Source organism: Corynebacterium sp. 335C (assembly GCF_053525695.1).
On the sequence record NZ_JASTTB010000002.1, the window covers coordinates 16721 to 38595 of the forward strand.

At 73.3% G+C, this 21875-nt stretch carries 19 protein-coding genes; 12 read left to right on the forward strand and 7 right to left on the reverse strand.

The window, feature by feature from the left end:
• Positions 1–996 (reverse strand): septation protein SepH, encoded by a 996-nt coding sequence (gene sepH, locus QQS41_RS07085; RefSeq protein ID WP_448852024.1) that lies wholly within the window; start codon positions 994–996, stop codon positions 1–3.
• 197 nt (positions 997–1193) lie between these two features.
• A complete protein-coding gene (serC, locus tag QQS41_RS07090; protein ID WP_448852025.1) occupies positions 1194–2333 on the reverse strand; it encodes a phosphoserine transaminase in 1140 nt (379 codons plus the stop codon).
• A 721-nt stretch (positions 2334–3054) separates the two neighbouring features.
• Here serC and QQS41_RS07095 point away from each other — a divergent pair.
• Both QQS41_RS07095 and QQS41_RS07100 read left to right on the forward strand, forming a co-directional pair.
• The gene (locus QQS41_RS07095; protein WP_448852026.1) at positions 3055–4350 is read left to right on the forward strand and encodes a citrate synthase; all 1296 of its coding nucleotides are present in this window, start codon (positions 3055–3057) and stop codon (positions 4348–4350) included.
• Between the two features lie 177 nt (positions 4351–4527).
• Positions 4528–4887: an FKBP-type peptidyl-prolyl cis-trans isomerase gene (locus QQS41_RS07100; protein ID WP_448852027.1), complete on the forward strand. Its 360-nt coding sequence runs from the start codon at positions 4528–4530 to the stop codon at positions 4885–4887.
• A 199-nt stretch (positions 4888–5086) separates the two neighbouring features.
• Here QQS41_RS07100 and QQS41_RS07105 read toward each other — a convergent pair whose 3' ends face one another.
• Positions 5087–6580, reverse strand: a complete 1494-nt coding sequence (locus tag QQS41_RS07105; protein WP_448852028.1) for a carboxyl transferase domain-containing protein — start codon at positions 6578–6580, stop codon at positions 5087–5089.
• A 156-nt stretch (positions 6581–6736) separates the two neighbouring features.
• Here QQS41_RS07105 and QQS41_RS07110 point away from each other — a divergent pair, with 156 nt between their 5' ends.
• The 3 genes from QQS41_RS07110 to QQS41_RS07120 are packed head-to-tail and all read left to right on the forward strand — an operon-like array spanning position 6737 to position 9215.
• A complete protein-coding gene (locus QQS41_RS07110; protein ID WP_448852029.1) occupies positions 6737–7681 on the forward strand; it encodes a nucleoside hydrolase in 945 nt (314 codons plus the stop codon).
• Entirely contained in the window at positions 7678–8235 is a 558-nt protein-coding gene (locus QQS41_RS07115) for a hypothetical protein (protein ID WP_448852030.1), read from the forward strand. The genes QQS41_RS07110 and QQS41_RS07115 overlap by 4 nt, the downstream gene beginning before the upstream one ends.
• Positions 8232–9215 carry a ribokinase gene (locus QQS41_RS07120; protein WP_448852031.1) on the forward strand — a complete coding sequence of 328 codons (984 nt, stop codon included), beginning with the start codon at positions 8232–8234 and terminating at the stop codon, positions 9213–9215. Before QQS41_RS07115 ends, QQS41_RS07120 begins: the two co-directional genes overlap by 4 nt.
• A gap of 172 nt (positions 9216–9387) precedes the next feature.
• Here the strand turns inward: QQS41_RS07120 and QQS41_RS07125 are convergent, their stop codons facing one another.
• The 4 genes from QQS41_RS07125 to QQS41_RS07140 form a co-directional block, all read right to left on the reverse strand.
• Positions 9388–10665 carry an ABC transporter permease gene (locus QQS41_RS07125; RefSeq protein WP_448852032.1) on the reverse strand — a complete coding sequence of 426 codons (1278 nt, stop codon included), beginning with the start codon at positions 10663–10665 and terminating at the stop codon, positions 9388–9390.
• Entirely contained in the window at positions 10662–11579 is a 918-nt protein-coding gene (locus QQS41_RS07130; RefSeq protein ID WP_448852033.1) for an ABC transporter ATP-binding protein, read from the reverse strand. The genes QQS41_RS07125 and QQS41_RS07130 overlap by 4 nt, the downstream gene beginning before the upstream one ends.
• 79 nt (positions 11580–11658) lie before the next feature.
• On the reverse strand, positions 11659–12264 hold the full coding sequence (locus QQS41_RS07135) for a hypothetical protein (protein WP_448852034.1): 606 nt from the start codon (positions 12262–12264) through the stop codon (positions 11659–11661).
• 1 nt (position 12265) lies between these two features.
• On the reverse strand, positions 12266–12532 hold the full coding sequence (locus QQS41_RS07140) for a helix-turn-helix transcriptional regulator (RefSeq protein ID WP_448852035.1): 267 nt from the start codon (positions 12530–12532) through the stop codon (positions 12266–12268).
• Positions 12533–12864: 332 nt separating this feature from the next.
• Between QQS41_RS07140 and QQS41_RS07145 the strand changes: the two genes are divergently transcribed.
• From QQS41_RS07145 to QQS41_RS07175, 7 genes are all read left to right on the forward strand, one after another.
• On the forward strand, positions 12865–14475 hold the full coding sequence (locus tag QQS41_RS07145) for an FMN-binding glutamate synthase family protein (protein ID WP_448852036.1): 1611 nt from the start codon (positions 12865–12867) through the stop codon (positions 14473–14475).
• A gap of 139 nt (positions 14476–14614) precedes the next feature.
• The gene (locus QQS41_RS07150) at positions 14615–15457 is read left to right on the forward strand and encodes an aldo/keto reductase (RefSeq protein WP_448852037.1); all 843 of its coding nucleotides are present in this window, start codon (positions 14615–14617) and stop codon (positions 15455–15457) included.
• Between the two features lie 177 nt (positions 15458–15634).
• Positions 15635–16063, forward strand: a complete 429-nt coding sequence (locus tag QQS41_RS07155; protein ID WP_448852038.1) for a hypothetical protein — start codon at positions 15635–15637, stop codon at positions 16061–16063.
• A 74-nt stretch (positions 16064–16137) separates the two neighbouring features.
• On the forward strand, positions 16138–16929 hold the full coding sequence (locus QQS41_RS07160) for an enoyl-CoA hydratase (protein WP_448852039.1): 792 nt from the start codon (positions 16138–16140) through the stop codon (positions 16927–16929).
• A gap of 85 nt (positions 16930–17014) precedes the next feature.
• Positions 17015–19540 carry an HAD-IC family P-type ATPase gene (locus QQS41_RS07165; protein WP_448852534.1) on the forward strand — a complete coding sequence of 842 codons (2526 nt, stop codon included), beginning with the start codon at positions 17015–17017 and terminating at the stop codon, positions 19538–19540.
• Positions 19541–19816: 276 nt separating this feature from the next.
• On the forward strand, positions 19817–20191 hold the full coding sequence (locus QQS41_RS07170; protein WP_448852040.1) for a DUF485 domain-containing protein: 375 nt from the start codon (positions 19817–19819) through the stop codon (positions 20189–20191).
• A gap of 3 nt (positions 20192–20194) precedes the next feature.
• The gene (locus tag QQS41_RS07175; RefSeq protein WP_448852041.1) at positions 20195–21847 is read left to right on the forward strand and encodes a solute symporter family protein; all 1653 of its coding nucleotides are present in this window, start codon (positions 20195–20197) and stop codon (positions 21845–21847) included.
• Positions 21848–21875 lie beyond the last annotated feature (28 nt).

The following is a 21875-nucleotide window of genomic DNA, read 5'->3' on the forward strand; positions in this document are numbered from 1 at the left end:
TTACTTCCGGTCGGTGGGCCGCACGCCCAGCAGCACGTCCTCCCAGGACGGCATCACGGTCTTGCGGCGGCGTCGGCGCGGCTCGTCGTCGTCCGGGTGGCGCAGGAACTCCTCCGGCACCTCGTCGTCGTCATCCCGGTCGTCGGCGATCTCGTCGCGCCGCGCCCCGAACGGGGTCGAGCGGGCGTAGTCCGGGTCCACCAGCTCCGCGGCCAGCGCGTTGCGCGACACGGCGGCGGACTCGCCGGCGGACGCCGGGTGGAAGCTCCACTCCGCGGTGTTGTCCGACAGTCCGGCGGTCCAGGAGACCGAGACGATCCACTGGCCGGCCGGGTCGCGGCGGGCGTCCCAGCGGGCCTCCGCCGGGTCGAGGTCGCGGGCGGCGAAGGCGGTGGCGACGACCTCCGCCAGCGTCAGCGGCGCCGGGCCGTCGGAGCGCTGCGGGTGGGCGTCGCGGCCCAGCTGGGCGATGCGGTGGCGCTCGCCGAGCACCGGCCAGGCGAACGGCTCCACCTGGCGGGCGTCCATGCCCGTCTCCTCCACGATGTCCTGCACGGACGCGCCGGCGCGGACGCGGTCCTGGATCTCGCGGGGGCGCAGGCGGCGCACCGGGCGCTCGTCGCGCACCGCGGCGATGGCCGGGCGGGGCGGCGCGGGGTCGGCGGGCGCGGCCGGGGCGGGGGAGTCCGCCGGGGCGTCGCCCGGGCGGGGCCCGGGAGCCCGGGAGATGCCCGGGGCGTCGGCCGCGTCGCCGTCGTCGGCGCGGTGGGCGGCGCCCGCGGGGGAGTCCGCGGCGCCGCCCGGGGCGGCCTGGGCGGCCTGGTCCGCGCCGGAGGCGGAGTCGCCGGCGGGCGCGGCGCCGGCGGAGCCCCCGGAGGCGGCGACCGCCTCGCGCAGGGCGTCGCCGAGGGGGACGCGGAAGCGCTCCCCGTCGGCGTCGGCGAACACCAGCTCGCCGTCGCCGCCCGCACCCGGGATGAACTCCAGCTCGCGCATCGCGTGCCCTCCTGTGCCTGCCGACGTGGACGATGTCATTCCATGCTAAACGACGCCGCCCCCGCACCGCGGGCATCCGGCGGGATGCGGCGTGTGCGGGGGCGGGGCGGGCCGGGCGGCCTCCCGGGCGGCGGGAGGGACGCGGCGGCGCGGCGCCGGCGGGGCGCCGGGGAGGTCCCCGGCGGGCCCGGCGGGTCCTACTCGGCGGCGTGGCCGTTGTCGAGGACCCAGTCGATGGCGCCGGTCAGCTTCTTCACGTCCTCCGGTTCGATGGCCGGGAACATGCCGATGCGCAGCTGGTTGCGGCCGAGCTTGCGGTACGGCTCGGTGTCCAGGATGCCGTTGGCGCGCAGCACCTTGGCGATCGCGGCGGCGTCGACGTTCTCGTCGAAGTCGATGGTGCCGACGACGAGGGAGCGCTTGGCCGGGTCGGCGACGAACGGGGTGGCCTCCGGGCGGGCGTCGGCCCACTCGTACAGGGCGGAGGAGGAGGCGGTGGTGCGCTCCACCATGCCGTCGAGGCCGCCGTTGGCGTTCATCCACTTCACCTGGTCGTCGAGCATGAGCAGCGTGCCGACGGCCGGGGTGTTGTAGGTCTGGTTCTTGCGGGAGTTGTCGACCGCGGTCTGCAGGTCGAGGAACGCCGGGATGAAGCGGTGCTCGTCGGCCTTCAGCTTGGCGATGCGCTCGATGGCCGCCGGGCTCATAGCGGCGAGCCACAGGCCGCCGTCGGACGCGAAGCACTTCTGCGGGGAGAAGTAGTAGACGTCGGCCTGGGACATGTCGACGGGCAGGCCGCCGGCGCCGGAGGTGGCGTCGATGGCGACGAGCTGGCCCTCGGAGCCCTCGGGGCGGACGACCGGGACCATCGCGCCGGTGGACGTCTCGTTGTGCGCCCAGCCGATGAGGTCGACCTCGTCGCCGCCGGCGACCGGCTCCGGGGCGTCGCCCGGCTCGGCCTCGATGATCTGCGGGGCCTTCAGCCACGGGGCCATCTTGGAGGCCTTGGCGAACTTCGAGGAGAACTCGCCGTAGGACAGGTGCGCGGAGCGGCGCTCGATGAGGCCGAAGGTCGCGGCGTCCCAGAAGGCGGTCGCGCCGCCGAGGGACAGGATGATCTCGTAGCCCTCCGGGAGGGAGAACAGCTCGGCGAGGCCCTCGCGGACCGAGCCGACGACGTTCTTCACGGCCGGCTGGCGGTGGGAGGTGCCGATGACGTTCCGGGCGCCGTCGACGACGGCCTGGATCTGGGAGGGGCGGACCTTGGACGGGCCGCAGCCGAAGCGGCCGTCGCCGGGGAGGAACTCGTCGGGCAGGGTCGGGAACTCGGCGCTCATGTTGAGGTGCGCAACCTTTCGGGCAAGCGAACAGGGGCTGGTGTCCACCATATCGGCCCGTCCCGGCCCTCCGCCCCCGGTTTCCGCCCCCGGGCCGGGCGTCGCCCCCGTGCGGGGTCCCCGGGGCCGGGTGGGCGGCGGATCGCGGCGCGAATACGGCGCAACGAAATTCGCAAACTTCGCAAAATGATATGTTCGCCTAGCGACGTTTGTGGCGGCCGCGACCGCGTGCACCGCCGCGTTCGCCCCGGTCGCGGGCCTGGCGCGCCGGCCCGCCCGCGACCGTCCCGGCCTGCGGCGAAGCGGTGCGGGGGTACCCGCGGAAACCCTGTTCCGCGCCCCGCCCGCCGGCGGCCGCCGACGCGCCCCGGAGGTGCGTCGGCCATGCCTGCCTGCGCGAATGCACCCTTTGCATGCTTTCCCCGGCCGGGCGTACAGTGTTGCCGGGACCGTCGGGCCCGCGCCTGCACGGGTGGGGCTGTTGCCTGCCTCACATTCTTTGCTAACGTGTGCCCCAATCCACTGCTGGCGGTCGGGACGCCCCCGGCCGGACCGGAACGCGACGCGAGCCTCGCACCCGAGGGCCCGGCGTGAAGGTCGCTGTCCCGGCGCGTGCTCGCGCACCGGTATAGCGTGGTCCGTGGTCGGCGACACCGCCGCAGATCCGGGCGCCGCGGCGCCCGGACGGTCTGAACGACGACAATTCAGCGAAAGGGAAGTTGTGGCTACTGAGAACGACAAGGCCGTGCTCCACTACCCCGGTGGCGAGTTCGAGATGGACATCGTCAAGGCCACCGAGGGCAACGACGGTATCTTCCTGGGCAAGATGCTCCAGGAGACCGGTCTGACCACCTTCGATCCGGGCTACACCGCCACCGGCTCCACCGAGTCCAAGATCACGTACATCGACGGCGGCAACGGCATCCTGCGCCACCGCGGCTACAGCATCGAGGAGCTCGCGGAGAACGCCACGTTCAACGAGGTCTCCTTCCTCCTCATCAAGGGCCACCTGCCCACCCAGGAGGAGCTGGAGCAGTTCAACTACGACATCCGCCACCACACCCTGCTGGACGAGGACTTCAAGCGCGCCTTCTCCATCTTCCCGCGCGGCGCCCACCCGATGGCGACCCTGGCCTCCTCGGTCAACATCCTCTCCGCCTACTACCAGGACGAGCTGGACCCGAACGACCCGGAGAAGCGCGCCCTGGCCACCTCCCGCCTGATGGCGAAGGTCCCGATGCTGGCGGCCTACGCGTACCGCGCCTCCAAGGGCGAGCCGACCATGTACCCGGACAACAAGCTGAACGCGCGCGAGAACTTCCTGCGCATGATGTTCGGCTACCCGACCGAGGACTTCGAGATCGACCCGGTCCTGGTCAAGGCCCTGGACAAGCTGCTCATCCTGCACGCGGACCACGAGCAGAACTGCTCCACCTCCACCGTGCGCATGGTCGCCTCCTCCGGCGCCAACATGTTCGTCTCCATCGCGGCCGGCATCAACGCCCTGTCCGGCCCGCTGCACGGCGGCGCCAACCAGGCCGTCCTCGAGATGCTCGAGGACATCCAGAACAACCACGGCGGCGACGCGACCGAGTTCATGAACAAGGTCAAGAACAAGGAGGACGGCGTCCGCCTGATGGGCTTCGGCCACCGCGTGTACAAGTCCTACGACCCGCGCGCCACCATCGCCAAGAAGACGGCCCACGAGGTGCTGGAGCACCTGGGTGGCGACGAGCTGCTGGACCTGGCCATGAAGCTCGAGGAGATCGCGCTCGCCGACGACTACTTCGTCCAGCGCAAGCTCTACCCGAACGTCGACTTCTACACCGGCCTCATCTACCGCGCCATGGGCTTCCCGACGGACTTCTTCACCGTCCTGTTCGCCCTCGGCCGCCTGCCGGGCTGGATCGCCCACTTCGAGGAGCAGGTCACCGACCCGGCCTCCAAGATCAACCGCCCGCGCCAGATCTACACCGGCGAGGCCGAGCGCGCCTTCGTGCCGCGCGACCAGCGCTAGCACCGGCGTGAGCCGCGTCCGCACCGCGGCGTGACGACGGGGCGCGCGGCGCCCGCACCGACCATCCGGTGACTGCGCCGGGGGACGGGGCAGGGCCCGCGCGCCCCGTTCGCGTACCCTGGTGTGGACCGACGGCGAAGACCGAGGAAACGAACCCCCACCCAGGAGGAGCGACACATGTCCAAGCCCACCATCGACGCCCAGACCGGCCCGGCCCCGTCCGAGCTCGTCATCAAGGACCTCGTCGAGGGCGACGGCGCGGAGGCCACCCGCGGCGCCGTCGTCGACGTGCACTACGTCGGCGTCGACTACGAGACCGGCGAGGAGTTCGACTCCTCGTGGGATCGCGGCGAGTCCATCACGTTCCCGCTGGACCGCCTCATCGCCGGCTGGCAGGAGGGCATCCCGGGCATGAAGGTCGGCGGCCGCCGCCAGCTGACCTGCCCGCCGGAGCTGGCCTACGGCCCGGCCGGCGCCGGCCACTTCCTGTCCGGCAAGACGCTGGTCTTCATCATCGACCTGCTCGGCGTCGAGTAGCCCGACCGGGAGCCCGCGCCGCCGCGGGACCGCACGGTCCCGCCGCCCGCGCATGACGACGGCCCCGGCCCGCCCCGCGAAGGGGAGGGCCGGGGCCGTCGCCGCGTCCGGGGCCCGCCGGGGCGGGGCGCTGCCGCGCACGCCGCGCACGGTGCGCCGCCGGGCCGGGCCGCACGCCGCCGGCCGGCCCCCGGGCGCGTCAGCGCCCGAAGGCGAAGGCGCGGTAGCGGTCGAGGCGGCGGGCGCGGCGGCCGGCGGGGTCGGCGTCGTCACGCTCCAGCTCCCACAGGGCGCGGTCGATCGCGGCGAGCGCGACGCGCGGCAGCGAGGCCGGGCCGTCCGGCTCCGCGATGACGGCGTCGACGACGCCGGCGGCGTGCATCGCCTCGGCGGAGACCTCCTGGGCCTCCATCATCTCGGGGGCGTGGTCGACGTCGCGGTGGATGATGGCGCTCGCGCCCTCGGGCGGCAGCGGGGACATCCACGCGTCGTGCATCGCCAGCGTCCGGTCGGCGGGCAGCAGGCACAGCGCGCCGCCGCCGCAGCCCTGTCCGAGGATGAGCGACACCGTCGGCGTCCCCGCGCCGAGCAGCGCCGTCAGGGTGCGGGCGATCTCCCCTGCCATGGCGTGCTCCTCCGCGTCCGCGGTGAGCTCCGCGCCGGGGGTGTCGATGACGGTGGCGACGGGGATGCCCAGCTCCCCGGCGACGCGGATGGCGCGCTGCGCGAAGCGGAGGGCGCCGGGGCCCATCGGGTCGTCGCCCAGCGGGGGCTGGCGGTGGCGGTCCTGCACGACGAGCATCACCGGGCGGCCGCCGATGCGCGCGACGCCGGCGCGCACCGAGTGGCAGCGGTGGCCGTCGCCGGTGCCGGACAGCGGCGCGAAGCCGTCGTCGAGGGCGCGGAGCACGTCGCCGCCGCCGGGGCGGGAGGCCTCGCGGGTGCGCAGGATGGACCCCCACGCGGACCGGCCGTCGGGCTCCGCCGCGGCGGGGGCACCCGGCTCCGGGCGGTCGCCCGACGCCGGGGCCAGGCACTCCACCAGGATGCGGGTCGACTCGCGCAGCTGCTCCAGCGTGACGACGCCGTCGATGATGCCGCGCTCGTGCAGGTGCTCCGCCAGCTGCACGCCGTCGGGCATGGGCTCGCCCGTCGTCAGCTCCACGACGCGGGGGCCGAGGAAGCCCAGCAGCGCGCCCGGCTCGCCGTAGGTCAGGTGGCCGGAGGAGCCCCACGACGCCATGACGCCGCCGGTGGTGGGATGGCGCAGGTAGACGAGGAACGGCAGGCCCGCCTCCTTGTGGCGCGTCACCGCGGCGGTGATGGAGATCATCATCGCGAACGCCGGGGTGCCCTCCTGCATGCGCGTGCCGCCGGAGGTCGGGCTGACCAGCAGCGGCAGCCCCTCGGCGGTGGCGCGCTCGATGCCGCGGATGAGGCGGCGGGCGGTGGCGGCGCCGATGGAGCCGCCGAGGAAGGGGAACTCGGAGCAGATGACGCCGACGCGGTGCCCGGCGACCTCGCCGGCGCCGGTGACGACGGCCTCGTCCTCCCCGGTCTTCGCCCGCGCCCGCTCCAGGCTGTCGCGGTAGGCGGCGTCGACGTCGCCGTGGTCGGCCGGGTCGTCCCAGTCGGAGAAGGTGCCGGCGTCGAGGACGGATTCGATGAGGTCGCGCGCGCTGATGTGGGCCATGGACATGAATGTATTCCGTTTTCCCGGCCGGGATCTGGCGGGACCCCCGCCCCGGGGAGCACAATCGGGGGGCCCGACCGCAGGAGAACCCGACCGGGCGACGGGGCAGGTGCCCCCGCCGGCAGGCGCGCCCGGCCAGACCGAAAGGCCCTCATCATGAAGATGATCCTCGACATCGACACCGGCATCGACGATGCCCTGGCCATCGCCTACGCCGTGGGCTCCCCGGAGGTGGAGCTCATCGGCGTGACCGGCACCTACGGCAACGTGCTCATGGAGACCGGCGTCGCCAACGACCTCGCCATCCTCGACCTGCTCGGCGAGTCCGGGGTGCCGGTTCACCGCGGCCTGCCGCACGCCTCGGAGAAGGACGGCTTCGAGGTCCTGCCCATCTCGGCGTTCATCCACGGCGACGACGGCGTCGGCGAGGCCCCGCTGGCGGCCTCCGACCGGGAGCCGTCGGAGGAGTCTGCGGTGGACTTCCTCGTCCGCTCCGTGAAGGAGCACGGCGACGACCTGGTCATCGTCGCCACCGGCCCGATGACCAACGTCGCCGCGGCCGTCGCCGCCGACGAGGGCTTCCGCGACAACGCCCGCATCGTCGTCATGGGCGGCGCGCTGACCGTGCCGGGCAACGTCAACGCCTGGTCCGAGGCGAACATCAGCCAGGACCCGGACGCGGCCGACCGCCTGTTCCGCTCCGGCGCGGACGTCACCATGATCGGCCTCGACGTCACGCTGCAGACCCTGCTGACCTACGAGCACACCAAGCAGTGGCGGGAGCTCGGCGGCACCGCGGCGGAGTTCTTCGCCGACATGACGGACTACTACATCAAGGCCTACGAGACGACGGCCCCGCACCTGGGCGGCTGCGGCCTGCACGACCCGCTGGCCGTCGGCGTCGCCGTCGACCCGTCGCTGGTCACCCTCCTGGACATCAATATGAAGGTCGACGTGGAGGGCGAGACCCGCGGCCGCACCATCGGCGACGAGACCCGCCTCAACGACCCGGAGAAGACGATGAAGGTCGCCGTCGGCGTCGACGTCGAGCGCTTCGTGTCCGAGTTCATGGAGCGCGTCACCGCGGCGGTGAAGCCGTGAGCGCGGACGGCGGCGCCGTCGCCCCCGTCACCAAGATGCAGCGCCACGCGATGAAGGCGCTGCCGGCGCTCATCGCCATCTTCGTCTTCGGCATCCTGTGCCTGCAGGCGTTCAACCTGGTCTTCTCCACCATCGGCGAGGACGTCGGCGCCCCGGAGAAGGCGTCGCTCATCACCGCGATCCCGGGCGTCGTGCTGGGCATCGTGTGCGTCATCTACGGCTCGCTGGGCGACTTCGTGTCGCTGCGGAAGATGACGATGGTGGGCATCGCGCTCATCGGCCCGTGGACGGCGACGATGCCGTTCGCGGAGGTCGCGGTGCCGGGCGTGCCGGAGGGCGCGCCGGCGAACTTCGCGGTGCTGTTCCTCATCGTCGCCGCGGTGGCGCTGCTGGGCATCGCGTGGTTCCTGCTGGTGCGGCCGAAGCTGTACTCCGACGCGTGGGGCCGCTCCACGGACGCGGAGACGGTCGGGGAGCCGGAGGATGCGGTCGCGGGTGCTCCCGCGGATGCGCGTGACGACGGCTCCCGTGCCAGCGGGGAGGGCCCCCGATGAGCCGCGCGGACCGCGTCCGGGAGCTGCTGGACCGGGTCGATGGCCCGGTCGCGGTGGTGGGGTCGGCGAACGCGGATCTGACGGTGAAGGTCCCGGCGCTGCCGAAGCCGGGGGAGACCGTCGCGGGCGGGCCGCTGGAGGTCCTGCCGGGCGGCAAGTCCGCGAACCAGTCCGCGGCGGGCGCCCGGCTGGGCGCGCGGGTGTCGTTCATCGGCTGCGTCGGCGACGACTCGAACGCGGACGTGCTGGTCGCGGCCCTGGAGGACGCCGGGGTGGACCTGTCGGGCCTGGATCGGGCGGCGACGCCGACGGGCACGGCGCTCATCACGGTGGACGACGACGCGGAGAACTGCATCGTCATCTCGGCCGGCGCGAACGGGGAGGTCACCCCGGAGATGGTGCGCCGCCACCGGGGCGCCATCGAGTCGGCGCGGACGCTGGGCCTGTGCCTGGAGGTGTCGCTCGACGCGGTGACGGAGGCCGCGCGCATCGCCCATGACGCGGGCGTGCGGGTGGTGTTCAACCTGTCGCCGGTGGGCGACGCCCCGGCGGAGCTGCTGGGCCTGGTCGACGTGCTCATCGTCAACGAGCACGAGCTGGCGCACCTCGCCGGCGACGCCGCGGTGGCGGCGGGCCGGGAGGGCGACTGGTCGGTGGCCGCGGCGGCCCTGGCGGAGCGCTACGGCATCCCCCACGCCGTCGTCACGCTCGGCGGCGCGGGCTCGGTGGTCATCGGCGCGGAGGGCGAGCACCCGATCGACGCGTGGCCGGCGGACGTCGCGGACACGACCGGCTGCGGCGACTCCTACATGGGCACGCTGCTGGCGGGTCTGGCGTCGGGGCTGACGCTCGCGGAGTCCGCGGAGCTGGCCTCCGCCGTGTCGGCCTACGCCGCCACCGGCGTCGGCGCGCAGTCGTCGTACGGCACCGCGGAGCAGATCGCGGAGTGGGCGCGCGGCGCGGAGTCCGCGGGCACCTGATCGCGCCGGGCCCGGGTGTCGCGTGACGACGCCCCGGGCCGCGGCCGGGATCGACGGCGGCGCCGGGTCCCTCCCGGGTGGGGAGGGGCCCGGCGCCGTCGTCGTGCGCGGGGATGCGCGGGCGGGGAGCCCGCCGGAGCGGGGCCGGACCGGCCCGACTTCGCCCGTCCGGTCAGCGGCGCAGGGCGTCGCGCCAGCGGACCTTCGCGCCGGTGCGCAGGATGTTGCGCGGGTAGATGATCGACGCCAGCCAGGTCACGATGGCCGCGGCGACGAGCAGCAGGGCCAGGGCGCCGAGCATCTGCAGGTCGCCCATCTCGCCGGCGGCGTACTGCAGCGGCGCGGCCGTCGTCGACGTCGGCGGAATCCACGCGAAGACCCGCATCAGCGTGGAGTCCGTCCGCGACCAGCCGAACGCGGGGACGTAGATGGTGAGCATGGACAGGAGCATCACGGGCCACTGCGCGCCCTGGAAGTCCTCCATGCGGCTGACCAGCGACGCCGCGGCGGCGTACAGGGAGCCGAAGAAGAGGTAGGCGGCGACGAAGAACGGCAGCAGCCACAGGACGGTGCCGGGCGGCAGGTCCAGGTCGCGGCCGACGCCGGTGGCGGCGAGCGCCGCGGCGGCCGTGCCGACGATGGCGACGGCGAAGACCATGCCCGCGGCGCCGGCGCCGAGGATCTTGCCGGCCAGCAGGTGCAGCGGGCGGACGGTGGCGAGCATGATCTCGACGACGCGGGAGGACTTCTCCTCCACCACGGACATCGCGATCATGCCGCCGAACATCATGATGAGGGTGATGATCACGACCGATCCGATCATCGCGACGATGATGCCGCCCACGTTGACGGCCTCGATCGACTCGACGTCGAGGGTCGCGCCGGCGGCGGCCCGCGCGATGGCGGCGGGGTCGACGCCGGCGTCGGCCAGCGCCGCGTCGCGGGCGGAGCCCTGCAGCAGCTCCCCGATGACGGAGGTGAGCGCCGGATCGGGGGCGCCCTCGACGATCATCGTCCAGGAGGAGCCGTCGCCGGGGACCAGCGCGGCGTGGACGTCGCCGGACTCCACCAGCGCGCGGGCCTCGGCGGCGTCGGCGGCGGGGCGGGCGTCGACGGTGAGTGGCAGCGCGTCGGCGCCGGGCGCGTCGGGCGCGACGGGGGCGAGGAAGCCGGCGTCGCCGACCACGGCGACGTCCTCGGTGTCCGGGCCGCCGTCGCCGCCGCCGAACGCCTGGACGGCGAAGATGCCGCCGACGACGCTGGCGAGCATGAGGACGAGGGTGATGATCGTGGACTTGCGCATCATCGTCGCCCGGAACTCGCGGGCGGCGACGATGGCGACGGGGGAGCCGGCGCGGCCGGTGGTGCCGCGGCCGGTGCCGTCGGCGCCGGCGGGGGAGCGGTCCCCGTCGACGGCGGTGGCGGCGGTGCCGGTGGTGCGGGTGCTCATGAGCGGACGACCTCCTGGAACAGCTCGGTGAGGGGGACGGTGACGGGGGCGAATTCGCGGACGGGCCCGTGGGACTGCGCGGCGCGCAGGATGGCCTGCTCGGCGTCGAGGTCCGGCCCGCCCGCGCGGCGGCCGAGATGCAGGACGTGGCGGCCGCGGCGGTCGTGCTCGGCGCGCTCGACGCCCGGCAGGCCGTCCGCCCAGCCGCCGGGGGCGTCCGGGCAGTCGACGCGCAGGATGCGGGGGCCGCCGGCCTGCAGCTCCTCGACGGTGCCCTCGGCGAGCATGCGGCCGTCGCGGATGATGCCGACGCGGTCGCACAGGCGCTCCACCAGGTCGAGCTGGTGGGAGGAGAAGATGACGGGGACGCCGGAGCCGGCCCGCTCGCGCAGGACGCGGGACATGACGTCGACGGCGACGGGGTCGAGGCCGGAGAACGGCTCGTCGAGCACGAGCACCGCCGGGTCGTGGACCAGGGCGGCGGCCAGCTGGACGCGCTGCTGGTTGCCCAGGGACAGCGTGTCGACGGCGTCGCCGGCGCGGTCGGCGATGCCGAGCGTCTCCAGCAGCCCCTCGACGTTCCGGTCGGCGGCGGCGGGGGTCAGCCCGTGGAGGCGGGCGAAGTAGCGCAGCTGCGCGCCGACCTTCTCCTTGGGGTACAGCCCGCGCTCCTCCGGCATGTAGCCGACGGTGCGGCGGGCCTCGTCGTCCATCGGCCGTCCGCCGAGGCTGACGGTGCCGCCGTCGGAGGCCAGGACGCCGAGCGCGATGCGCATGGTGGTGGTCTTGCCGGAGCCGTTGGCGCCGACGAAGCCGTAGATCTCGCCGGGTGCGACGGAGAGGCTCATGCCGTCGAGCACGAGCCGGTCGCCGTAGGACTTGCGCAGCCCGTCGAGGACGAGGGAGCCGGTCATGGGGCTCCTCCTTCCGGTGGTCGGTGTTCGGTGGTCTGGGGGACGGGGAGGGCGGGCGGCGGCCGCGCCGGGGCCCGGGTCAGTCGTCGGGCCGGGTCCAGGCGATGTAGGCGTCGGGGACGCGCTGCATCACCAGGGCAACGAGCAGCAGGGTCGTGCCGGAGAGGTACGCGGCCGCCGGGGCCCAGTCGGGCTCGTTGACCAGCGCCCACGTGCCGGCGCAGACCATGATGGCCGCGAGCGCCGTGACCAGCCAGGTGAACAGCTGGTAGGCGAGGGCTCGGATGCCCTCCACCTGCGCCCGCTCGTACTCGTCGAGGAGGGCGAGCGGGGCGTCGGCCATGTGGTCGGTGACGATGCCGAGCATCGTCCCGACGACGATGAGCAGGACGACGCCGGCGGGATAGCCGACGATGCCGGCCGTCGCCCAGGCGCGCCCGCCGCCGCCGGCGGAGGCGACGCCGAGGGCGACGATGGACAGCGCCATGAGGGCGAAGACGGCGCCGAGCGCGATGACGAGGCCGCGCCGGGCCCGCCGGGTGCGCAGGCCCCGCAGCTTGCCGGAGTCCCGCTCGACCTCCCCGAGGTGCGTGGCGATGCGCGGATCCCGGAGGGGCCCGTCGTCGCCGGCATGAGCCCGCCCGCGGGCGCCGCCGTCCGGCGCGTGGTCGTCGTGGACGGTCACGTCAGTTCTCCTTCCCGTACAGCTCCGCGGACATCGGGGTGAACTCCTCGCGGGAGAACACCGCCTCCACGGGCAGGTCGAAGACCCCGCAGATGCGGAACGCGAGGTCGAGGCTGGGGTAGTGGTCGCCGCGCTCGAGGGCGCCGATGGTCTGGCGGTTGACGTCGATGAGCTCCGCCAGCTGAGCCCGGCTGAGGCCGCGTTCGGCGCGTAGCGCGGCGATGCGGTTGAAGATGGGGCGGCTGGGCCCCCGTCGGACTGGGCTCATGCATCCAAGTGTTGGGAAAACCCAACACTTTGTCAACCGTTGCGGACGGATTGACCGTGAACCGGCCGCGTTTGGCCTGGCCGGCCCCGTGTCGCCGGGCGGCGGTCCGGCACTGCGGCGGGGGCCGGCCGGCGCCGCCGGGGCGCCGTCCCCCGCGCGCCGCGCGGAAGGCGCCCGCGCCGCGGGAGGCTCCGTCGCAACGCTCCCCGGAGGCGACGCCGCAGGCGCGCGCCCACCTCGCCGCCGCACCCCCGTCGTCGCGCATCCGCGCAGGTCGAGCGGCCTCCGGGCCCGCCCCGGCGGCGCGTCGTGACCGGCGATAACCTGGAGGGGTGATCACCCGGCCCTACATCATCCTCATCCTCATCGGGCTCAACATCCTCGCCGCGCTGGCGGTGTGGGACAGGGGCCCCTGGTGGTGGATCGCCATGATCGCGGTCCTCTTCCTCGACGTCGTCTGCGTCCATGACCTGACGCAGAAGAAGCACTCCATCCTGCGGAACTTCCCGGTCCTCGGCCACGCCCGGTACATGCTGGAGTCCATCCGCCCGGAGATGCAGCAGTACTTCATCGAGCGCAACTTCGACGGCACGCCGTTCGATCGCGACACCCGCACCGTCATCTACGAGCGCGCGAAGGGGCTGAGCAACAAGAAGTCGTTCGGCACCGAGCGCGACGTGACGGAGCCCGGCTACGAGTACGTCCGCCACTCCATGGCCCCCGCCCGCGTCGTCGGCGACGCGCCGCGCGTGCGCCTCGGCGGCCCGGACTGCACGCAGCCGTACGACGCGTCCATCTACAACATCTCCGCGATGAGCTTCGGCTCCCTGTCCCCGAACGCCGTGCTGGCCATGAACAAGGGCGCGGCGATGGGCGGCTTCGCGCAGGACACCGGCGAGGGCGCCATCAGCCCCTACCACCTGAAGTACGGCGCGGACCTGTTCTGGGAGCTCGGCTCCGGCTACTTCGGCGCCCGCACGGAGGACGGCGACTTCGACCCGGAGCTGTTCCGCGAGAAGTCCGCGATGCCCGAGGTCAAGGCCACGTACCTCAAGGTCAGCCAGGGCGCGAAGCCCGGCCTCGGCGGCATGCTGCCCGGCCACAAGGTCAACGAGGAGATCGCGGCGACGCGCCACGTCCCCGTCGGCAAGGGCGTCATGTCCCCGCCGTACCACCGCGTGTACTCGACCCCGCGCGAGCTGGTGCGGTTCATGGCGACGATGCGGGAGCTCTCCGGCGGCAAGCCGGTCGGCTTCAAGCTGTGCGCCGGCTCGACCGTCGAGTTCCTCGCCGTCTGCAAGGCGATGATCGAGGAGGACGTAACGCCGGACTTCATCATCGTCGACGGCTCCGAGGGCGGCACCGGCGCCGCGCCGCTGGAGTACTCGGACCGCTTCGGCCTGCCGCTGACCGACGGGCTCATCATGGTCCACAACGCCCTCGTCGGCTCGGGCCTGCGCGACCGCATCAAGATCGGCGCGACCGGCAAGATCGTCACCGGCTTCGACATCGTCAAGCGCATGTGCATGGGCGCGGACTTCGTCGCCGCCGCCCGCGGCATGATGATGGCCGTCGGCTGCATCCAGGCGCAGAAGTGCCACACCAACGAGTGCCCGGTCGGCGTCGCGACGCAGAACCCGAAGCTGTGGAAGGCCCTCGACGTCGACGTGAAGGCGGAGCGCGTCCGCAACTTCCACGCCGCGACGGTGGAGGAGGCGTGCCAGATGCTCGCCTCCACCGGCCTGGAGGACTTCCAGGATCTCGGCCCGACGTACCTGCTCAAGCGCACGTCGGAGGATCTCGGCGAGACGTACGCGGAGCTGCACAACTGGCTGGAGCCGGGCGAGCTGCTGCGCGGCACCCGCTTCCACAACTGGGCGGCGGACTGGGCCACCGCGGATCCGGACACCTTCCGGTATCCGGACATCCACCGCGCGGCGTAGCGTCGCCGGTGGCGGCGCGGGCCGCGGGTGCGCGGGGTTCGCGTGACGACGGGGCCCGCGCGGCCCGCGTGCCGGACGCCGGCGGCCCCGGCGGACATTCGCCCTTGCGGAAGCGGGGGAGCGCATGCATAATGTGGACATGACAACTTATGATGTCCCCTCCCTGACCATGAACGACGGCGCCCTCATCCCCCAGATCGGCCTGGGCACCTGGCGCATGGGCGACGAGGTCGCCCGCAGCGCGGTCCGCGGCGCCATCGAGCTGGGCTACCGACACATCGACACCGCCGCCATCTACGGCAACGAGGTCGGCGTCGGCCAGGGCATCGCCGACGCCATCCGCGACGGCGTGGTGGAGCGCTCCGACCTGTTCGTCACCACCAAGATCTGGCACACCGAGAACGCCCGGGACAAGGCCCGCGCCTCGGCGGAGGCGTCGCTGAAGCGCCTCGGCCTGGATTACGTCGACCTGCTGCTGGTCCACTGGCCGGCGGAGAAGAAGGACCTCTACCGCGAGGCCTACGACGCCATCCTGGAGCTGCGCGGCGAGGGGAAGACGGTCTCCGCGGGCGTGTCGAACTTCTACCCGGAGGTCCTGGACAAGCTGCCGGAGGCCCCGGCCATCAACCAGATCGAGCTGCACCCGGGCTTCCCGCAGGACGACCTGGTCGCCGACGCGAAGGAGCGCGGCACCATCGTCGAGGCCTGGACCCCGATCGGCCGCGGCTTGCACCTCGGGGATCCGGCCATCACCGGCATCGCGGAGGAGGTCGGCGCCACCCCGGCCCAGGTCGTCCTGGCCTGGCACCTGCGCCGCGGCCTGGTGCCGATCCCGAAGTCGGCCGACGCCGGCCGCCAGGCGGAGAACCTCGGCGCCGTGGACGTCCAGCTGACCGACTCCCACATGGCGCGCATCGCGGAGCTGGGCGCCGGCGGCGGCAAGCGCCAGTTCGACGACCCGATGCTCATGGGCAACGACTAGCCGCAGGCGGCTGCGGAATCCGGGCCGGGGCGGGGAACCCACGTGGTTCCCCGCCCCGGCCCGTTCGCGTCGGATGCGCCGACGGCCCGGGGGGGGGTCGGCCGTCCGCACCGGATCGGGCCGGCGCCTGGAGGGACGGGGGTAGCCGTCGGCGCCCGGAGTTGAGACGCTGGATCCATGATGATGCTTTCGCAACAATTGGCGGCCGCCCCGGTGGGCTGGCAGGAGATGCTGATCCTCGTCGTCACCGGGCTGCTCGTCCTCGCGGTCCCCGTCCTCCTCATCGTGGTGATCGTGCTGCTGGTGAAGGGGAACGGCGGCAACCGGCCGCCGCAGCAGCCGGGCTGGGGTCCGCCACCGGGCCCGAACGGGCCGGGGCAGGCGCCGTACCCGCCGCAGGGCCAGCCCGGCCAATACCCGCCGCAGGGGCAGCCGGGCCAGCCCGGCCCGTATCCGCAGCAGGGGTGGCCCGGCCAGTACCCGCCGCAGGGCGGCCCCGTGCAGCAGCCGCCGCAGGCGCAGGCCCCGGGCGCCCCGGACGCCGGGCCCGGCGAGTCCGGAGAGGCCGCCGATGGGGAGGCCGGCGGGGAGCGCGGGGACCGCTGACCCGGCGGCGCACCGCCCGATCCGTTCCCGGAGACCCCGCTCGGCGCGCCGGGCCGCCGCGTAACCTGGGGGTCATGAGCGACTCCAGCGCGGCCCCCGGCGTCCCCGTCTCCGACGACCACACGGAGGAGGTGCTCGTCCACGAGGACGGGCACCTCACCGTCGTCACCATCGACCGGGACCACAAGCGCAACGCCCTGTCCGCGGAGGTCTGCCGCGCCATCGCCGACGCCGTCATCGCGGCGCCGTCGCGGGACGACGCCCGCGTCGTCATGATCCGCGGCGCCGGCCGCGCGTTCTGCGCGGGCGCCGACCTGGGCGGCGGCGCGCACGGCTCCGGGGACTTCCACGTGCAGCTGGCGCGCATGCTGCGCGCCATCCAGGAGTGCCCGGCCATCGTCATCGCGGACATCCAGGGCCCGGCCGTCGGCGCGGGCACGCAGCTGGCCATGGCGTGCGACCTGCGCGTCGTCGGCGAGCGCGGCTGGTTCCAGGTGCCGCCGGTGAAGCTGGGCATCGCGGTCGACGCGTGGACCATCCGCCGCGCCCGCGTGCTGCTGGGCGGCGCCCGCGCCCGCACCGTCCTGCTGGCGGCGGAGCGCATGGACCGCGACGAGGCGGTGGCCTGCGGCTTCGCCTCCTACGCGGGCGATTCGGCGCTGGCGGACGAGGTCGCGGGCCGCATCGCGGGCTACGCGCCGCTGAGCCTCGAGTACCACAAGATGGTCTTCAACGACGACGAGACCCACATCGAGCCGAAGCCGGAGCAGCAGGAGCTGTACCGGCGGGTGTGGGCGTCGGAGGACGCCGCCGAGGCCGGCCGGGCCCGGGCGGAGAAGCGCGACCCCGTCTTCCGTGGCCGCTGAGGCGGGCGGGCCCCGCGGCGCGGGCGAGGCCGCCGTCGGTTCCGGCGCGCAGGCCTCCGCCGTCCCGCCGACCCCGCCGGAGGGCCTGACCTCCGCGGAGGTCGCCGATCGGACGCGCCGCGGGCTGGTCAACGAGCTGCCGCCGTCGTCGGGCCGCACGGTCGGCCAGATCATCCGGGCGAACGTCTTCACGCGCATCAACACGATCCTGGCGGTGCTGTTCGGCATCGTCCTGTTCACCGGGTCGATCATCAACGGCGCGTTCGGCCTGCTCATCGTCGCGAACTCCATCGTCGGCGTGGTGCAGGAGCTGCGGGCGAAGCGGACGCTGGATCGGCTGTCCATCGTCGGCCGCGCCCGGCCGCGCGTCATCCGCGACGGCGGGCCGGCGCGGGAGATCGACCGGGAGGAGGTCGTGCTCGGCGAGCTCGTGGAGGCCGGCGCGGGCGATCAGGTCGTCGTCGACGGCGTCGTCCGGTCGGCGCGCGGCCTCGAGGTCGACGAGTCGATGCTGACGGGCGAGTCGGATCCGGTGGCGAAGTCGGAGGGCGACGAGGTCTTCTCGGGCTCCGCCGTCGTCGCGGGGCAGGGCGCGTACCAGGCGACGAAGGTCGGCCGGGAGGCCTACGCGGCGCAGCTGGCGGCGCAGGCCAGCAAGTTCACGCTGACGCGGTCGGAGCTGTTCGGCGGCATCAACCGCATCCTCAGGGTGATCACGTGGCTGCTGGTGCCGACGGGCCTGCTGACCATCTGGACGCAGCTGTTCCGCACGGGCGAGCGCGACATCCGCGAGGCGCTGCTGGCGATGGTGGCGTCGCTGGTGCCGATGGTCCCGGAGGGCCTGGTGCTCATGACGTCCATCGCGTTCGCGCTGGGCGTCATCCGCCTGGGCCGCCGCCGGGTGCTGGTCAACGAGCTGCCGGCCATCGAGGGCCTGGCGCGCGTGAGCGTGGTGTGCGCGGACAAGACGGGCACGCTGACGGAGAACCGCATGGTGCTCGGCGAGGTGATCGCGCCGGGGCCGGCCGCAGGTGGTTCCTCCGTGTCGCGTGACGACGCCCCGATCCCCGCCGCGCCCTCCGCCCCCGCGGGCGGGGCGGATGAGCCGGAGGGGCGGGCGCCGGAGATCGACGCGGCGGCGGACCCCGCGGCGCTGCGCGCCCTGGCGGCGATGATCGCCCTGGACGTCCGCCCGAACGCGACGGCCGTCGCCATCGCGGAGGGCCTGGCCGCGGCGGGCGTGGAGCCCGACGCGCGCGCGGAGGTCGCCGCGGACGTGCCGTTCACCTCGGCGCGGAAGTGGCAGGCGGCGACGTTCCGCGGCGGGTCGACGTGGGTGCTCGGCGCCCCGGACATCCTCGCGGCGCCGGATCATCCGGCGGCGGAGCTGGCGGAGGACCGCCAGTCGCGGGGCCTGCGCGTGCTGCTGCTGTGCCGATCGGACTCCGCCGCGGGGGAGCTGGACGCCTCGGGCCTCGGCCCGGAGTCCCCGGCGGAGGAGCACCCGGGCCTGGTGGAGCCGGCGGCCGTGCTGGTGCTGGAGCAGAAGATCCGCGACGACGCCCGCGACACCCTCGACTACTTCGAGGCCGAGGACGTGCACGTGAAGGTCATCTCCGGCGACAACGCCGGGGCGGTCGGCGCCGTCGCCCGCACCCTGGACCTGCCGGGCGCGGAGAGCCCCGTCGACGCGCGCGACCTGCCGGACCCGGAGGCGGGGGAGCGGCAGCGCGAGGAGTTCGACCGGGCGGTGGCGGAGAACACGGTCTTCGGCCGGGTCACCCCGGAGCGCAAGCGCCAGATGGTCCGCGCCCTGCGGGACCGCGGCGAGGTCGTCGCCATGACCGGCGACGGCGTCAACGACGTGCTGGCGCTGAAGGACGCCGACATCGGCGTCGCCATGGGCACCGGCGCCCCGGCGACCCGCTCGGTCGGCCAGCTGGTGCTGCTCGACGACCGGTTCGCGGCGATGCCGCCGGTGGTGGCGGAGGGCCGGCGCGTCATCGGCAACATCGAGCGCGTCGCCAACCTCTTCCTCACGAAGACCATCTACTCGGTGGTGCTGGCCCTGGCCGTCGGCATCATCGGCCACCAGTACCCGTTCGAGCCGATCCACGTCACCGTGACCGGCTGGTTCACCATCGGCATCCCGGCGTTCGTGCTGTCGCTGGCGCCGAACCACGAGCGGGCGCGGCCGGGCTTCGCGTCGCGGGTGCTGCGGATGGCGGTGCCGGCGGGCGTCATCGTCGGCGCGCTGACGTTCGCGTTCTGGTTCCTGCACTACCCGAAGGGGGAGCGGGCGGTCGCCTCGGCGGAGGTGACGTCGACGGCGACGCTGGTGGTGCTCATCGTCTCCGCGTTCTGGGTGCTGGTGTGCATCGCGCGGCCGTACCGGTGGTGGAAGGTGCTGCTGCTGGCGACGTCGGCGACGGCGTACGTCCTCATCTTCACGGTGCCGCCGCTGGCGGAGCTGCTGCGCCTCGACATCGGCGGCGCGGCGGAGCGGCCGCTGTTCCTGAGCGCCCTCGCCTGGGGCGCGGCGGGCGCGGCGCTGGTGGAGATCGTCCACCACCTCCGCCGGAAGTCCCAGTTGAACGCCGATAACCGGTAGTTCCGGGCCGCGTTCCGCCGGGGGAGCGGACGCGCCCGGGGTCCTGGGCTCCTGAATCGGGGGTAAGAGGCGCTTAAGGGACGATGCAGGTCACGGCATGGCCGGGGGTGACGGTGTTCGCCTTTTTCATCGTGTGAGTCGAAACCATTTTTCCGTGAGATGTGGCGCATGTAACTTTGTCGGCAATCGCAATCCGGATACGGCGCCCCCGGGACGGGCCGCCGGCTCCGGCGATCCACATCCACGCACATCCGCTTCACCGGAAAGGCACACAGAGTGACCGCACATCCCGCGCCGGCCACCCGGCACAAGCCCACCGCGGCGGAGTACCGCTACGTGCAGGGCACCGAGGAGTTCGAGGGTCTCCGCAAGACCTTCCGCTCGTTCACCATCCCCCTGACCGTGGCGGGCCTCGTCTGGTACATCGCCTACGTCCTGTTCGCGACGTTCGCTCCCGACCTGATGGGGACCCCGATCCTGGGCAACATCAACCTGGGCATCATCCTCGGCCTGCTGCAGTTCGTGACCACCTTCCTCATCACCTGGTGGTACATCTCCTTCGCCAACAAGAAGCTGGAGCCGATCCAGGCCTCCATCCGCGAGGCGATGGAGACCGGCCAGATCGCGCAGAAGCTGAAGGAGGGCAAGTAGGCCATGCAGAACCAGATGATCCTGGCCGCCGAGGGGGCCTCGGCCGGCAACCCGATCCTCAACATCGCGGTCTTCGTCGCCTTCATCGTGGTGACGATGTTCATCGTCACCCGCGTCGGCAAGGGCGGCAACAAGGGCGCCTCCGACTTCTACACCGGCGGCGCGCAGTTCTCCGGCACCCAGAACGGCCTGGCCATCGCCGGCGACTACCTGTCGGCGGCGTCCTTCCTGGGCATCGTCGGCGCCATCGCCCTCAACGGCTACGACGGCTTCCTCTACTCCATCGGCTTCTTCGTGGCGTGGCTGGTCGCCCTGCTGCTGGTCGCCGAGCCGCTCCGCAACGTCGGCAAGTTCACGATGGCCGACGTGCTGTCGTTCCGCCTGAAGCAGAAGCCGGTCCGCACCGCGGCCGCCATCTCGACCCTGGCGGTCACGCTGTTCTACCTCATCGCCCAGATGGCCGGCGCCGGCTCCCTGGTCGCGGTGCTGCTGAACATCCACGACACCACCCAGCAGGCGCTCGTCGTCGTGGTCGTCGGCGTCATCATGGTCGCCTACGTCCTCATCGGCGGCATGAAGGGCACCACCTACGTCCAGATGATCAAGGCCGTCCTCCTGGTCGCCGCGGTCATCATCATGACGCTCATCATCTTCTGGGGCGTCAAGGGCAACTTCTCCCAGCTGCTGCAGAACGCCGTCGACGCGCACCAGGGCTCCGAGTACCGCGCGGAGCAGGGCTACGAGGCGACGGCCATCCTGGAGCCGGGCCTGCAGTACGGCGCGACGTTCGTCAAGCAGCTCGACTTCGTCTCCCTGGGCCTCGCGCTGGTCCTCGGCGTCGCCGGCCTGCCGCACGTGCTCATGCGCTTCTACACCGTCCCGACGGCGCGCGAGGCCCGCAAGTCCGTGACCTGGGCCATCATCCTCATCGGCGGCTTCTACCTGCTGACCCTGGTCCTCGGCTACGGCGCCGCCGCCCTCGTCGGCCCGGACCGCATCATGAACGCCCCGGGCAAGGCGAACGCCGCGGCCCCGCTGCTGGCCTTCGAGCTGGGCGGCTCCATCTTCATGGCCGTCATCTCGGCCGTCGCCTTCGCCACCGTCCTCGCGGTCGTCGCCGGCCTGGCCATCACGGCCTCCGCGTCCGTCGGCCAGGACCTGTACCAGGCCGTCCTGAAGAACGGCACGGCCACCGAGGCCCAGCAGGTCCGCGTCTCCCGCATCACGGTCGTCGTCCTCGGCGTCGTCGCCATCGTGCTCGGCATCCTGGCGATGTCCCAGAACGTCGCGTTCCTGGTGTCGCTGGCCTTCGCCGTCGCCGCCGCCGCGAACGTCCCGACCATCCTGATGTCCCTGTTCTGGCGCCGCTTCAACACGGCCGGCGCGGTCGCCTCCATGTACACCGGCGTCATCGCGTCCCTGGTCCTCATCACCTTCTCCCCGGCGGTGTCGGGCTCGAAGACCTCGATGATCCCGTCCGCGGACTTCGCCTGGTTCCCGCTGACGTCCCCGGGCCTGGTCGCCATCCCGCTGGCGTTCCTCGCCGGCATCATCGGCGCCTACGTCGGCAAGAAGGACGACTTCGCGGACCTGGCCGCGGAGATGGAGGTCCGCTCGCTGACCGGCGTCGGCACCGAGGCCGCCGTCGACCACTAGTCCGCGGCACCGCCCGTCCCGGCGCATC